The 14,583-nt window shown below is 40.0% G+C and carries 12 protein-coding genes; 3 read left to right on the top strand and 9 right to left on the bottom strand.

What is annotated here, in order from left to right:
- Positions 1-208 precede the first annotated feature (208 nt).
- On the top strand, positions 209-3,424 hold the full coding sequence (locus JWR87_RS12365; RefSeq protein ID WP_297820464.1) for a TonB-dependent receptor: 3,216 nt from the start codon (positions 209-211) through the stop codon (positions 3,422-3,424).
- 22 nt (positions 3,425-3,446) lie between these two features.
- A complete protein-coding gene (locus tag JWR87_RS12360) occupies positions 3,447-5,285 on the top strand; it encodes a RagB/SusD family nutrient uptake outer membrane protein (protein ID WP_297820461.1) in 1,839 nt (612 codons plus the stop codon).
- A gap of 114 nt (positions 5,286-5,399) precedes the next feature.
- On the opposite strand, the gene JWR87_RS12355 is transcribed toward JWR87_RS12360, so the two are convergent.
- The 9 genes from JWR87_RS12355 to JWR87_RS12315 all read right to left on the bottom strand — a co-directional run bounded on the left by JWR87_RS12355 (position 5,400) and on the right by JWR87_RS12315 (position 13,904).
- On the bottom strand, positions 5,400-5,915 hold the full coding sequence (locus JWR87_RS12355; protein ID WP_297820458.1) for a glutathione peroxidase: 516 nt from the start codon (positions 5,913-5,915) through the stop codon (positions 5,400-5,402).
- A gap of 66 nt (positions 5,916-5,981) precedes the next feature.
- A complete protein-coding gene (locus tag JWR87_RS12350; protein ID WP_297820455.1) occupies positions 5,982-6,830 on the bottom strand; it encodes a sugar phosphate isomerase/epimerase in 849 nt (282 codons plus the stop codon).
- 115 nt (positions 6,831-6,945) lie between these two features.
- Entirely contained in the window at positions 6,946-8,244 is a 1,299-nt protein-coding gene (locus JWR87_RS12345) for an acetylxylan esterase (RefSeq protein WP_297820452.1), read from the bottom strand.
- A gap of 144 nt (positions 8,245-8,388) precedes the next feature.
- Positions 8,389-9,525, bottom strand: a complete 1,137-nt coding sequence (locus tag JWR87_RS12340) for a Gfo/Idh/MocA family oxidoreductase (protein WP_297820448.1) — start codon at positions 9,523-9,525, stop codon at positions 8,389-8,391.
- Between the two features lie 350 nt (positions 9,526-9,875).
- Positions 9,876-10,343: a nuclear transport factor 2 family protein gene (locus tag JWR87_RS12335; RefSeq protein ID WP_297820445.1), complete on the bottom strand. Its 468-nt coding sequence runs from the start codon at positions 10,341-10,343 to the stop codon at positions 9,876-9,878.
- Positions 10,344-10,477: 134 nt separating this feature from the next.
- Positions 10,478-10,816 carry a VOC family protein gene (locus tag JWR87_RS12330; RefSeq protein WP_297820442.1) on the bottom strand — a complete coding sequence of 113 codons (339 nt, stop codon included), beginning with the start codon at positions 10,814-10,816 and terminating at the stop codon, positions 10,478-10,480.
- 32 nt (positions 10,817-10,848) lie between these two features.
- Complete coding sequence (locus JWR87_RS12325; protein ID WP_297820439.1) at positions 10,849-12,027, bottom strand: aminotransferase class I/II-fold pyridoxal phosphate-dependent enzyme; 1,179 nt, start codon at positions 12,025-12,027, stop codon at positions 10,849-10,851.
- A gap of 171 nt (positions 12,028-12,198) precedes the next feature.
- Positions 12,199-13,542: an APC family permease gene (locus tag JWR87_RS12320; protein WP_297820436.1), complete on the bottom strand. Its 1,344-nt coding sequence runs from the start codon at positions 13,540-13,542 to the stop codon at positions 12,199-12,201.
- A 176-nt stretch (positions 13,543-13,718) separates the two neighbouring features.
- Complete coding sequence (locus tag JWR87_RS12315) at positions 13,719-13,904, bottom strand: hypothetical protein (protein ID WP_297820433.1); 186 nt, start codon at positions 13,902-13,904, stop codon at positions 13,719-13,721.
- 294 nt (positions 13,905-14,198) lie between these two features.
- On the opposite strand from JWR87_RS12315, the gene JWR87_RS12310 reads away from it, so the two are divergent.
- Positions 14,199-14,582, top strand: a complete 384-nt coding sequence (locus tag JWR87_RS12310; RefSeq protein ID WP_297820430.1) for a hypothetical protein — start codon at positions 14,199-14,201, stop codon at positions 14,580-14,582.
- Position 14,583 lies beyond the last annotated feature (1 nt).

Raw genomic sequence — 14,583 nt, 5'->3', positions numbered from 1 at the left:
TACTATAAATTGTTGTTTACATACTGAGGTTTGAAATATTTCAGCTTCTTTAATTTCTATTGCCATAATTCTCCTTTATTAAAATGATTGCCATGAAAACCTATTGTTTTCTTTACCCTTTTTAATTCCAGTGTACAAGACATCCCGACTTTCTCATTTTACCAACCCAGATCAATTTTATTTATTTAAGACTTGCTAAAAAAAAAGTATGAAAAAAATTTACTATTGGCTAATGCTACTAGTCTTTCTTCCTTTTCAAATGATTGCCCAGAATAACAGCATTAAAGGAAGAGTGACTGATGCAAGTACCGCCGCGCCACTCTCCGGCGTTAGCGTTACGGTAAATACTACCTCCGGGCAGAAACCTGTAACGACAACAAATGAAAATGGAGATTTTACTGTTGCAAACCCCGGCAACGCAACGTCCCTCGTTTTTACTTTTACCGGTATGGAAAGCAGAACAGAGACTATTAGAGGACGCAGTACAATTAATGTACAAATGGCGTCAACAAGCCAGGAATTACAACAAGTCGTTGTGGTTGGTTATGGTACTCAAAAGAAGGCAAATCTAACGGGTGCCGTTGACCAGGTAACCTCAGAGGTGTTGGAGAACCGTTCAATCACTAACTTGAGCCAAGGTCTTCAAGGTGTTCTGCCAAATCTAAATATCAGGATGCTGGATGGTAAGCCGAACCAGTCTCCGAGATTTAATATAAGGGGAGCAACTTCAATTGGCCAGGGCGGAAATGCACTTGTATTGATTGATGGTGTAGAAGGTGACCCCAGCATCATAAACCCTAATGACATCGCAACTGTTTCTATTCTTAAAGATGCTGCATCTGCCGCAATTTATGGAGCAAGGGGAGCTTTTGGAGTGGTATTGATCACAACAAAAAATCCACAAAGAGGTAAAACAAGCATTACCTATACTACAAATTTATCAGTAAAAAGTCCCACCGCTGTGCCTGATTTTGTAAATGATGCGTACACGTTTGCTAAAATGTTTGCCGAATCATCTGTAGCATGGGACGGTTCATTTCCACAAGCAGTAAATAAGACTCTTAGATTCTCGCAGCAGTACTTAACAGAATTGGAAAGAAGGCAAGGCAAAGGCTTACCCGATGTGGAGATTGACCCGGTAACAGGAGAGTATGTGTATTATGCAAGTACCGACTGGTATAGGGAATTATATAAAGAACGCACTAAATCGTCCGAGCATAACATTACTATTTCCGGTAGCAGCGATAAGACCACCTTTATGCTTACCGGTCGCTACTTCGGTCAGGATGGTTTGTTCCGGTACAATTCTGACGATTACAAGATGATGAATTTTCGGGCAAAAGGATCTATTCAGTTGTATCCCTGGTTAAGGTTTGATAACAACACCGATTTTTCAAACATGACCTATTACAACCCATTGAACGTGGGAGAAGGTGGCGGTATATGGAGAAATATTGCAGACGAAGGACATCCATTGGCTCCTTTAATAAATCCTGATGGCACCTTGACGGCATCTTCTGCGTATTCGGTTGGCGACTTTTATTATGGCAAGAGCGGGATAAACCAGGAAAGAGGTATATTCAGAAACAGGGCGGGAATGACAGCGGAGTTCTTTAAAAATAAATTAAGGCTAAAAAGTGATGTGACTTTCCAAACTACTAATAATGTTGAGAAACGCAAGCAGGTTCCCCTTCCATACAGTCTAAAGCCTGGCGTAATAGCTTACCTGGGAACTACCACCAACGATCTAAGGGAAGTAAGGCAAAGAACAAATTACCTGGCAACAAATATTTACGCTGAATTCGAGAATACATTTAAAGATGCTCATTATTTTAAAGCTCTTGTAGGTTATAATTATGAACAATCAACTTTTAATGCAATTTCTGCCCAGCGGAATGGTTTGATTTATGAAAATGCTAATGACTTGAACCTTGCTTTAGGTTCATCTTTTTTAACCCAGGGTGGTTATGAGCAGTGGGCTATTCTTGGGGGCTTCTCCCGTCTAAATTATTCCTATAAAGACAGGTACTTGGTTGAAGTAAATGGCCGCTATGACGGTTCTTCCAAGTTTCCTACTAATCAGCGGTATGGGTTCTTTCCTTCCGTTTCCGCAGGTTGGCGCATTTCAAAAGAAGCTTTCTGGAACGTCTCAAGCAAAGTTATTTCTGACTTAAAGATCAGGGCGTCTTATGGTTCCCTAGGAAATGGAAATATAGGTTCTTACGTTTACCAGGAACAGCTTGCCGTGAGTCAATTAGGTATTATTTTAAATGGAGCCCGGCCGTCATTTACAAATAATCCATCTGTTCTCCCTGCAGGTCTGACGTGGGAAACTTCTACTACTTCAAACCTTGGTCTTGACTTTAATATGCTTTCTAATCGCTTACGTTTCTCAGGTGATGTATACGTAAGAAACACTACTGATATGTTTACCACAGCGGTAACTCCTCCTGCTGTATTTGGAGCAATAGCACCACGTGGAAACTACGCCGACCTAAAAACAAAAGGTTGGGAAACCAGCTTGTCATGGGGTGATAAATTTACTGTAGCTTCAAAACCGTTCAACTATGATGTTCGGGTAACACTCGCAGACAATACTGCTGTCATTACCAAATTTAATAATCCTGAAAAGAGATTAAACGATTATTACGTCGGACAACGGATCGGTGAGATATGGGGTTATACAACTGAAGGATTTTTTACTTCACAGGATGATATAGCCAAACACGCAAACCAAAAATTATTTCTATCTACTGCTTCAGGTCAAACTTTTCCTGGCGACATAAAGTTGTTGGATAGCAATAATGATGGGGTTGTCGATTTCGGTACAAATACTGTTGACAAGCCTGGCGACAGATCCATTATTGGAAACAGTTCACCACGCTACACCTACGGTATTAATTTAAGTGCTGATTGGAATGGTATTTTCTTTTCCGCTTTTTTCCAGGGAGTAGGCAGTCAGGATTGGTTTCCGGGTACTGAAGCAGGGGTTTTCTGGGGACAGTACAACAGGCCATACAATAAATTACCTCGCTGGCATCTTGATAACCATTGGACTACTGATAATCCTGATGCTTACCTTCCAAGATATGTGTCGCGCCTTGCTAATAGAGCGGGCGGTATATTAAGGGAAGCTCAAACAAAATATTTACAAAACGTGGCTTATTTACGACTTAAAAACATACAGGTGGGTTACAATCTTCCGCAAAGACTAATTTCAAAAATCAGTGCAAGTAATGTAAGGGTTTATTTTTCTGCCGAAAATCTTTGGGCATGGTCTCCACTTTACAAACTTACCAGGGATTTAGATGTCGAAAGTACTGGTCCTTCTGACCAGGTTTTTAGCCCGGGCGGTAACGCAGGTGACGGTTATAACTATCCTATCATGAAAGGTGGAACTTTCGGTTTATCTGTAACTTTTTAATTTGATCTAATTAATTATAATCATGAAAAAACAATATTTGCTGCTTTTTCTTCTTACTGCGCTTCTGGTGCAGTGTAAAAAGCTTGAACAATTACCAGAGGCTACAGCATCTAAAGAAGCGGTATTTGGTAGCGAGAAAGGGCTTGAACTCTATGCCAACTCATTTTATAGAATGCTTCCGACTGCTAATAATATTCATACAGCCGACGCCATGTCGGACTATGCGGCGCGTCGCGATGTTCCCAGGTTTATAAGGCCCGGTGCATATAGCTCTAATATATCAGACAATACATCCGCTTCAGCCTACGACCTTGTAGCCCTTGGAATGATGACAAATGATGATTGGAATTGGGGATGGCGGTCGCTTAGAAACGTTAATTATTTTATTGAAAACAATGTAGATCCAAAAGTGCCCGAAGATGTAAGAAAGAGTTACATGGGCTTGGCAAGGTTTTTCAGGGCATTCTTTTATTTTGAAAAGGTAAAAAGATATGGTGATGTTCCATGGGTTAGCAGGGCTTACGATGTAAACGATCCGGATTTGTTTAAAGGCCGTGACAGCCGCGTACTGGTTATGGACTCTGTTTTAGCAGATCTCGATTTTGCCTGCGAAAATATCAAACTAGCCACTGACCCATCACGCAGCCTTGTTACCAAATGGGTTGCTTATGCGCTCAAGTCACGGGTCTGTTTATTTGAGGGCACATTCAGAAAGTATCATACAAATCTAAATCTTACCGCATCTTCTGCCGCTTGGCTTACACAGGCTGCGAGTGCTTCAAAAAAAATAATGGATGAGGCTGGGTTTAAAGTGTACGATGGTGCAGGAGCTACCGGATCATATCGTAAGGTATTTACCAACCCAGGTCCAGTGCCTGAAGAGGTAATGCTTGCGGCACTTGCTGACCCTGCTTTGAGTGTTCTTCATGCTGCTAACTGGTATAACACGAGCGCGACTACCGGGGTAAGGTTTAATTTTATAAGAACGTTTATCAATACTTATTTGAATATTGACGGAACTCCGTTCACAAGCAAGCCTGGTTACGAGACGATGCTATTTAAGGATGAAGTAAAAGGAAGAGACAGGCGTCTCGAGCAAACAATCCGGGTCGGTAGTTATAAAAGGTTAAACGGAACAACTCTTGTCGCAGCGCCACCCGTGTTTACTTATTCATACACTGGGTACATGCCGATCAAGTTCAGCCTTGATGATACTTATTATGATACAAGGGATTTAAATAACAATGCTGTTCCAATATTCAGGTTGGGTGAAGTATTGCTGAATTATGCTGAGGCGAAAGCCGAACTCGGAACGTTGACCGATGCTGAATGGGCAGCTACAATTGGAGCCTTGCGTAAAAGAGCAGGTATCACAGCTGGGTTAACAGCGAAACCTACCCTTGTAGATCCTTATTTACAAACTAAATATTTTCCGGGGATATCTGACCCGGTTATGTTAGAAGTTCGCAGAGAAAGAGGGATAGAGCTGGCTATGGAAGGGTTCCGCTTTTACGATATTGTCAGGTGGAAAAGAGGTGAGTTGATGGAGATGGAATGGAACGGTATGTATGTTCCTGCGCTTGATACACCGCTTGATTTGAATGAAGATGGCGTGATGGATGTCGCTTTTGGTAAGTCAACTACAAGACCAGCTTCTGTTCCTTCGACAGTCACGTATATAAATGTATCACCTATTATTAGTGGTGCTGCAAACGCTCAACGATTGAAGAATGATACTTTTGGAGAAATAACATGGCTCAGCAATATTCAGAGAAAATGGGAAGAGAAGAATTATTACTATCCCATACCTCAAGCAGTAAGAACAACTAATCCTGCTCTTGCACAAAATGCGGGTTGGTAATAGGTTGGAACAATTAACTGGACAAACGTTACATTAAAAGAACTAGCCGCCCAAGAAAGGCGGCTAGTTCTTTTAATGTAACGTACTAAACTGGAAACAAATGGGAGGTTTTTTTTAGTTGAAGTATTTTTGAACCTCTTCGCTCATTGGTTTTGTTTTGTTATGAATAACGGTAATTAATTCTCCTTTTTCATCGAGAAGAAATTTTGTGAAGTTCCATTTAATCGGGTCTTCAATACCCTTCTTTTTAGCTTCATTTACCAGATATTGAAATAAAGGCGCAATATCATCTCCCTTCACAGAAACCTTTTCAGCCATAGGGAAAGTAACTCCATAGTTTCTCTTACAAAATTCCTGGATCTCTGCGTTTGTTCCTGGTTCTTGTTCTTTAAAGTTATTTGCAGGGAAACCAATGATAACGAGCTTGTTTTTATATTTCTTATAAAGCTGTTCCAACTCCGCATACTGTGGAGTGTTGCCACATTTGGAAGCAGTATTTACGATCATTATTTTCTTTCCTTTATATTTTTTAAAGTCAATAGTTTCTCCGCCGAGGCCAGACACTTTAAAATTATAAATAGAAGAGGCAAACAAGAAAGATGTAACAGCAATAAAGAGTAATGTTTTCATGATTGAAGTTTTTTGTAGATATAAAGTTAGTTTAATAGCATGCTGTTGTCAACTAACACAAGACCGCTAATATTTTATATTGCTAAGAAACTTTAAGCTTTCAGGAATTTGTTCTACAGCCTTTGGCGATTCATCTTCAATAAAATAATATTTTACTCCTATTTTCTTTGCCTGCTTCATTACAGCTTCTATACCCACATCTCCCTTTCCCAGAACTACGTTTGTCTCATCCGGTGCGCGCCCCTCCTGGTTTCCTTTTGTTCCGTGTTCCCGGTCTTTTAAGTGAAGCATCAAAAAACGCTTTGGATATTTTTTAAGTAGCGCTACCGGATCTTGCCCCGGATGTTTTACCCAAAACACATCCATCTCGTAATTGACATACCGTGGATCTGTCTTCTTTATCATGTAGTCGAACATCGTTCCATTTTCATATGGTCTGAATTCGTAACCGTGTGGATGGTAGCATAATTTGATGCCATTGTCGGCCAGCAATTTTCCCGCAGAGTTGAATACGTCTATTGCTTTATTAATTTCTTCCATCGTAAAATTGCCTTCTTTGTGAGGAACCCACGCACACATCACATACTTTGCCCCAAATGCTTTTGCATTGTCAACAACCTTTTGCGGATCTTTTTCTAATTCCTCAAATCCGGCACCTACGCTAGCCATCGTCAAGTTGTTTTTCTTCAGCAAATTTTTATACTCTTCCATAGGAAGCCCATAAGAGCCGCCCCCTTCTATCAGCGTTACTTTCCACTCTTTTATTTTAGCCAGGGTACCGGGTACATCTTTTTTAAATTCGTTCCGCAAACTATACAACTGCAAGCCTATGTTTTGGGCAAGCAACGCATTGAAAGAAACACTTAAGGCAAGGCAGATAGCAAGTGCCCTGGTAACAACAGGATTAATTTTCATATTTTATTTTGTTTAAGCAATTTGAATGTAACTATTAATAAGATCTATCACGAAATTTTAAATTCTTCCGCCGTATTAAATATTCGCGCTTGATAGAAGTCTGGTCTAATCCGCATTATTTTTTCAATTGTTCAACAATCCAGTTATTGGTTTTTTCATTTTGTTCGGGGAAAGTCCAGTGGCCTGTTTCTAGTGCAAGAAACAACTGTTTGGGAGCAGTGATAACATTATAAGCTGAATAAATTGAAGTAGGCGGACAGGTTTCATCGTTAAACCCCCAGGAATACATGCCCGGCACTTTTAACAGCCTGGCGAAATTCACCACGTCATAATACTGTACGGTATTTAATTTCTCTTTGGTGTTATTATAAGCCACATTATTTTTCGCGAACAAATGAGGCCAGCCGCCTGCACGTCCCTCTAAATAACCAGTAAGATCACTGATAGCTGGATAAAACGAAACCAGGTATTTAACCCGCTTATCCAATGCAGCAGTTACTATCGATAAAGCGCCTCCCTGGCTGCCGCCTGCAACACCTAAATTTTTACCGTCGTATTGTGGAAGACTGCTTAAAAAATCATTTGCTCTCAAACAGCCTACATACACTCTCTTATAAAAATACTTGTCACGATCATCGAGATTAAGGCTTGGATAATCATTGAGGATACCAGCGCTTATACTGGCATAGACAGATTGGTCCATATTGACAGGAATTCCGTGAATGCCAATTTCAAATGTGATGATACCTCTTTCGGCAGTACTAATATCTCCTCCGTATGGTCTTACGCCAGCTCCAGGAACTCTTAGCAATGCAGGATATTTGCCCTCTTTTTTAGGTACACATAATATTCCGTATAGCCTTGTACCAACCCTATAATTTTGAAGATTTACATGATAGACATTCACATTTTCAGTACAACGTTCTGGTAATAAAGTCATTCTTGCATCCATCGGAATTTTTGCCAGGTCCGATTTTGCCTTCTCCCAGAACTGAACAAAATCTGCAGGATTTTTTTCAGTCGGTTTTATGGCTTCAGGCTCAAAGCCGGCAGTTGCAAGGTTTCGGTATTCTTTATCATCTACATAGGCAGTAACGATACAGCGCAAAAAACCAGGGGCTTTCATAGTGCCACCGCTTACGGTAATTTTTCCATCAGCAAGATTTAATGAATCTCTTTTAGATGCTTCCATCTTTTCGGCCCCTATCTCATATTTTATTTTTGCATTAGGGACTAGATTGCCGGAGCGTATAACTGATATGGTAAATTTTACCTCTTCTCCTGCTTTATAAACCCAGTTCGTATGGTCGGGGGCAACCAGCACCTTTACCAACTGATTGGGTTGGCTGTACGCGCAGAAAGTAAAAAGTATTAAGATTAGCAGGTTAGAGAAAACTAGTTTCGATTTGTTCATATGGGTTTAATTTAAAGTTGAAAAAAGTGAAAAATGTACAAGCGTGCGACGCAACAAAGCTTAATTTTTAATTCATCCGCCGGTTACCAAAATTTTATCAGCCGATCTGATTCATCAGGTACAGTAACAATAAAAACGGTATCATCATATTCCAACAGGTCTTCCTGTTGCTGCTGATTTATAAATGGCTTCTACAATTCTAATGTCACGCATACCCTCCTCGCCAGGTACCAGCATTGGCTTTTGCTGCATAATTGAAGTGGCGTCATCGTCCATCTGTTTGGCTTGCTGCCACGGTACGTTGTAAGCATGTTTTATTTCGCCTAACGGACTGTCGGCAGTTACTCCGGCATATGCCTGGTATGGTGCAACTTTTATCTCGCCTTTTTCACAGTTGATGTTGAGGTAATTTATGTTTTCGCCAAAGCTCGTTTTAATATCCACCATAATATTTCCCGGAAATGCAAGGGTAGCGGTTGTTGTTTCATCAAGACCATTTTTATAAATGTGCGGACGGTTGGTGGTAGTTTTTGCATTCATTACACCTACCGGTTCTAAACCCGTTCCCAACCGCGCGCCCTGAATGGCGTATACGCCCATGTCGTAAAGTACGCCACCGCCTAATGCTTTATTTTGTTTCCAATGATCGGTACGGTTTTCAACATAACCCGCAGCGCAGCTTGCCTTTAGCACTTTACCCAGCTTATTTTGCTTTATCAATTTCCTGTATTCCTGGGTAGTTGGTTCGTGGTGAAGCCGATAACCAATGGCAAGCGTACGTTTATTCTTTTTACATGCATCTATCATTGCCTTGCACTCTGCAGCAGAAATGGCCATAGGCTTTTCGCACCAAACGTGTTTGCCAGCATTAGCTGCCCGTATAACGTACTCTTTGTGCATCGATGGTGGCAGCACTACATACACTACATCTATATCAGGGTTATTAGCAATCTGGTCAAAATTCTGGTAATTGTAAATGTTCTTATCGGCCAGGTTATATTTCTTTTTCCAGGCTTCCGCTTTGGCTGGTGAGCCCGTAACCACCCCTGCCAGGTAGCAATTCTTTGTCTGCTGAAGTGCAGGTGCTAACAGGTCGGTACTGTAATAGCCAAGACCCACAAGAGCTACACCTAGTTTATCTTTCTTCTGCCTTGTAGCGGCCAATAAAGTATTGGGAGAAAATAGCAACCCGGCACTGGCAGCAGCAAGGGTTTTAATTACATCTCTTCTCGAAGGTGATATTATTGACCCTAATTCTTCACTCAACATTTCCTTTTTCATACTTAATTTTTAAAGTTTCTTTCGTGGTTGTATTGAAGCTACTCTCTACGACCAGCTTAGTATCTGTTTTTTTTATGCAAACTTCTGCTTTTCAATTAAACATTGTTGTGTCACTCACTTGTACTTTTTGTAAGAAAGCAACTTTCTGGTGCGGGGTATCTATCCGTTCAATTGCAATGTTGCAATATTTTAAAATAGATAAATCATACTAAAAATGAAGTTAGTAAATCAAGCTCTTTTTGAAACCGGCATAAAGATAAATATGCCAGGCAACGAAATAGATGGTAACATAAATCAAAGAGGCGGCCTCATTGTAAGACTGCCTCTTTAATTTATGTTTTGTATCCTTCTTACGATTTAGCAGGAGTTTCTACAGGTTGTTTTACTGCCTGCCTTGCAATTAGTTTCCATTGACCGGAAGTTTTTTGCCAAACCAACAGAACGAATAAATGCGCTTCACCTGGCTTGCCCTCGTTATTAGTAACCGCATCTAACTTGTGGCGAACAAGGGCAACATTGTCACTAATACTAATTGTTTGATTTGATAGATTGATGGTAACAAAGTCTGATTTGTTGTTAAGTATATTTTCAACAAACAATTTCTTATCCTCAATAGTGCCGGTACTATGACCGTACGTTAATTTGTCTGATGTTAAGCTTTGCAACGTTGATTGATCGGCATCAATCATAGCCTTTTTCAATTTCTCTACTTGTTGCCCAACTGCCTGCTCTTCTTTAGACTGGGCAAACGTGAGCATTGTGGATAGAAACAAAAACAAAAACAAGCAACTTCTTTTTAGCATAACAGTAATTTTCATTTTAAAATCTTTGTAAGTATATCGTTTTAATCGCTTTGTAATTTACATTCTTATTACAGATGTTGTAGTTATTCGAACCAGATTTTGTTTTCAATTAACCAATGATGACCAAGGGGGTCTTTTATCTCCGCCTGTCAATATCCGTAATCATAGTCTTTTGCAGGTGAAATTTCTGTTGCACCGGCCGCTATCGCTCTGTTTATACAAGCATCTACATCTGGCACAAAAAGTCCGATAGCTGCAGTAGTTCCGCTATGTTTTTCAGGACTGAACCTGCCAGGTTTAAGAGACGACTCTTCGCGAAGGTGAAAAATGGCTCCGTTTATTGATAGCTCTGCAACATGTAAAGTACCGTCGTTATTTGACCACCTTCTCAACTCGATTGCCTGAAGACCGGTTGCATAAAAGCCGATGTTTGTAACACCACTTCTAATGTAAAGCCGGGGAGCAAAAAAGGTTTTATTTATTTCCATAGCTGGTTTTTTATTAATTAAAGGAAAGTCGTTTAACTAAAGTTTTTTCCTTCCATTTTAGCGAAAGCTTGTCTAAGATCCTCGATTATGTAGTTAGCTTCCTCAAGCCCTACGTACAACCTGACCATTCGGTGCTCTGCAACATTGCCATTAAATGCTCCTGGATCCATCCCTGCTACTTTTGGTATGATCAAAGACTCATAACCTCCCCAGCTGACCGCCATTAAAATGTGTTGCAAGGAGTTGCAAAAGTTATCAATTTGCTGTGCACTTCCAGCTTTTATCACAAAGGTCAGAAGCCCTCCGGCGCCTTTCATTTGTTTTTTTGCCAGCTCATACTGACCAAAGGTTTCATCAAAAGGATAAATCACCTTTTCAACGCTGGGGTTCGATTTCAGGAATTTAATTACTGTAGAGGTTGTTGCTGAAATCCTGTCTAGTCTTGCAGGTAAAGTACGTAGTCCGCGCAACAGTAGCCATGCATTGAAAGGCTGAATGCCACTTCCGATATTTAGGTATTCGCTATTAAAAATGCTTGCGATCATTTCGCTGCTGCCACTTAAAACTCCTGCAACTGTATCACTGTGTCCGCCAATATATTTTGTGGCTGATTGTACAACAAGATCAATTCCCAAACTGATTGGCTTTTGATAAATGGCAGTGCAATAACTATTATCGCAAATGGTAACAATGTTATGCTTTTTGGCAAGTTGTGCAACAGCCCCCAGATCTTGCAAGGCATACTCCCAACTATTGGGAGACTCCAGGTAAATAATGGTAGTGTTTGTTGTTATAGCCTTTTCAAAATTGGCAATATCAGTTCCATCAACATAGGTGGTAGTAATATTAAAACGGGCGAGAACGACATCAAAAGTTTTTTGTGCCCAGGCGTAAGGTTGGTTAACTGAAACAACATGATCACCGCATTTTACATTTGCTAAAACAGCAGCAAAAATGGCGGCGGCACCACTATTAAAAACAAGACAATCTTCAGCACCGTCTAAAGCTGCCAGCTTTTTTCGAAGCATATCCACTGTAGGGTTTAGGCCTCGGCTGTAGAGGTAAGTTGAATACTCGTCTTTAAAAGCGCTGCGCATTTCTTCAACCGTCTTAAAAACGAAATTGCTGGTTTGCATAATTGGGGGAGCAACCGCATTAAAATAAAGGGCTCTTTCTTCTGCAAACTCATTTATAAGAAAAGATGTATCCAAAGTGAAATTTTTAGAAAGATAAATAAATAGCTTTTAACTGTAGACGCATTGGTACTACTGTGCAGAATACGCTTTAAGAATAGTTGTACAAAGATTTGCCGATGAACGAAGTGCGACGCAACAAATGATGATGCATGAACAAATGCACGTACCAAAAAGTAACACCCAGATCTACACTTGCTTTGGCTGATTCTGAGTGCCTTTTGTAATAAAGTATAAAATGGTAAAACCAGCCAAGACCGCTAAAGCAGTAAGCGCAGTAGCAGGCCGGTCGATAAAGATACTGATGGCTACAAAAATATAAGCAGCTATAAATATCAATGGAAGAAGAGGGTAGAGGCCAACTGTATAAATTTTTGTTTCATCTAAATGCGCTGTGCGCTTTCTTAGGATAAAAATAGTTGCTGCAGAAGTGGCCATTCCGATGCAATCAAGAAAAATGGTAAAGCTAAGAATCTCGTCAAATTCTTTTGCCCAGAAAACAATTAAAATACAGATAGCTGCAAAAACAGAAAGGGAGGTAGTTAATACATTTGTACGTTCGTTTTTTACGCCAAAAATTTTAGGTAACACGTTGTCTTCACTCATCGCATACATTACTCTTGGGTTGCTCATAAGCAGTACGTTCACGTAAGCCAGTACAGACAGAAATAAGAGGACGGAGAGTATTCTTCCGGCTGCGTCTCCAAATACATGCGAGGCCATAATAGCCGCTATATTTTTTGCGCCTTTTAAATTGTCGAATCCTATTACCCTTATGTAAGCATAATTGATAGCGAGGTAAAGAGTAATAATAACAAAAATGCCGATAAAGATTCCACGGGGAATATTTCTGCGCGGATTTTCAACATCAGCACCAAAATTAATCGTTTGCTGGTAGCCGCCATAAGTGAAAGAAACAGCTACTAGTCCTATTCCAAATGCTTTTATATATTCGGTGAAAGCAGGGCTAACATGCTGCAGCGTTTCAGGAATTAGGCTGACTGATGGCGTTACAAAAAACAAAGGTGCCATTAGCAACAGGATCATTGAAATTTTTATAATGGTGAGTACGTTCTGAGCTTTAGCGCTCATTTTTAGGCCTAACAGGTTAACACCATAAAAAACTGCAATTGAAAATATGGCGATACCAATTTGTATAAACTGAGCATCAGTTGCATTTGGTGCTATCACTTTTGTTATATACTCCGCACCAATTAGGGCAACGCCGGCAAGTGAAGCTGCATTTGAAACAAGTATGATACAGTTGATGGCAAACGCTATGGAAGGATGATAACAGTAAGAGAATATTTTGTAATAAGCGCCGGTAACAGGAAATCTGGAACCAATTTCGGCATAAGTTAGCGCGCCACATAAAGCAACCAACCCACCAGCAAGCCAAACCACAAAGAAAGCAAACGGGGTAGGAACTGCGGCTGCAACATTAGCGGGTGTTCGAAAAATACCCATCCCAATTACGAGGCTTACCACAATCATGGTGAAGTCGAAAATGTTCAGCTTTGTTTTAGTTTGCATGCAGAAGATTAGGCCGGTAATTTATTAATAAAAAGGCAAGTAACATTTATTCGGCTAAAACGTGCATGTGGTAGAATAGTTCTAGGCATACGATTACGTGCATGCGCGTAATCGTATAGCAATTCGGCCGGGAGTAGTGCTTTACAGAGGCGTTGATTTAAGGAGCGGGTGAAGATTTATTTTTTTGAATAGGGAATGTCTTTAGCGGCACTCAGTTTACTTTCTATTTTTTTTACCGTAAAAAACAAAGTGCTGATAATGATTATTCCTGCAGCAAAAGCTGTTATAAAACTAAATAGAAGAATGGAAACTTCAGAGCTCTTTTCGTATCCTGCCCCGGCAACCGGTTGTTTTACAGTCATTGTATAGTTATTGAGATGGATCAAAGTTGGCCTTCAATAAGAAACTCTGGTACTTCCCAAGGTTAAACCATTAGCCGATTAAGACATATTGGTGTTGTAAGCATCATCATGTCTAAGCGGTCAATTGTAAAAGGGATGGCTAGACTTGTATGATTTGGTTAAAAAGTAAATGTTGTAAAAAATGTTTAGAGGGTAATAGATATACTTTTGCAACAAAAGTTTCAGCTAATCTTATTTGCTTTTACTAAGCTCTTTCCATTTCATTATTTCAAATCTTTACTTTTTTATATTATCATGAAGTATTCAAATTACGTAGGCGTTATAGCAGCGCTCATATTGATTGGTTGTTGTTTTTTGCCATGGGTGTATATAGATTCTATTAAAACTACTATAACGGGTTTGCAAACTGATCCTACCCGTTACGGCAAGCCGGGAATTCTACATATAGCTTTCTGCGTCCTTGCTATAATATTTTTTCTAATACCTGCTTTGTGGGCAAAGCGGACCAACCTTTTTATAGGAGCTTTTAACTTTGCCTGGGGCATTAGGAATTTCTTAATAATTACTCATTGTGAATTCGGAGAATGTCCGCAGAAGCGAATCGGGATCTACGCTATTCTTTTACTTTCTCTTGTAATTATGGTTATGACAACCATTCCTAAGGTGAAATTAAAATAGT

Source organism: Segetibacter sp., from assembly GCF_025963695.1.
In the GTDB taxonomy this organism is placed as follows: domain Bacteria; phylum Bacteroidota; class Bacteroidia; order Chitinophagales; family Chitinophagaceae; genus Segetibacter.
This window is presented reverse-complemented; position numbering and strand designations above follow the sequence as displayed.

What these genes read in the sequence shown, in the direction of transcription:
- JWR87_RS12310 (WP_297820430.1), top strand. Translation starts at nt 14,199, where the DNA reads ATGAAGTATTCAAATTACGTAGGCGTTATAGCAGCGCTCATATTGATT.
- JWR87_RS12360 (WP_297820461.1), top strand. Translation starts at nt 3,447, where the DNA reads ATGAAAAAACAATATTTGCTGCTTTTTCTTCTTACTGCGCTTCTGGTG.
- JWR87_RS12365 (WP_297820464.1), top strand. Translation starts at nt 209, where the DNA reads ATGAAAAAAATTTACTATTGGCTAATGCTACTAGTCTTTCTTCCTTTT.
- JWR87_RS12320 (WP_297820436.1), bottom strand. Translation starts at nt 13,542, where the DNA reads ATGCAAACTAAAACAAAGCTGAACATTTTCGACTTCACCATGATTGTG.
- JWR87_RS12345 (WP_297820452.1), bottom strand. Translation starts at nt 8,244, where the DNA reads ATGAACAAATCGAAACTAGTTTTCTCTAACCTGCTAATCTTAATACTT.
- JWR87_RS12355 (WP_297820458.1), bottom strand. Translation starts at nt 5,915, where the DNA reads ATGAAAACATTACTCTTTATTGCTGTTACATCTTTCTTGTTTGCCTCT.
- JWR87_RS12335 (WP_297820445.1), bottom strand. Translation starts at nt 10,343, where the DNA reads ATGAAAATTACTGTTATGCTAAAAAGAAGTTGCTTGTTTTTGTTTTTG.
- JWR87_RS12330 (WP_297820442.1), bottom strand. Translation starts at nt 10,816, where the DNA reads ATGGAAATAAATAAAACCTTTTTTGCTCCCCGGCTTTACATTAGAAGT.
- JWR87_RS12350 (WP_297820455.1), bottom strand. Translation starts at nt 6,830, where the DNA reads ATGAAAATTAATCCTGTTGTTACCAGGGCACTTGCTATCTGCCTTGCC.
- JWR87_RS12340 (WP_297820448.1), bottom strand. Translation starts at nt 9,525, where the DNA reads ATGAAAAAGGAAATGTTGAGTGAAGAATTAGGGTCAATAATATCACCT.
- JWR87_RS12315 (WP_297820433.1), bottom strand. Translation starts at nt 13,904, where the DNA reads ATGACTGTAAAACAACCGGTTGCCGGGGCAGGATACGAAAAGAGCTCT.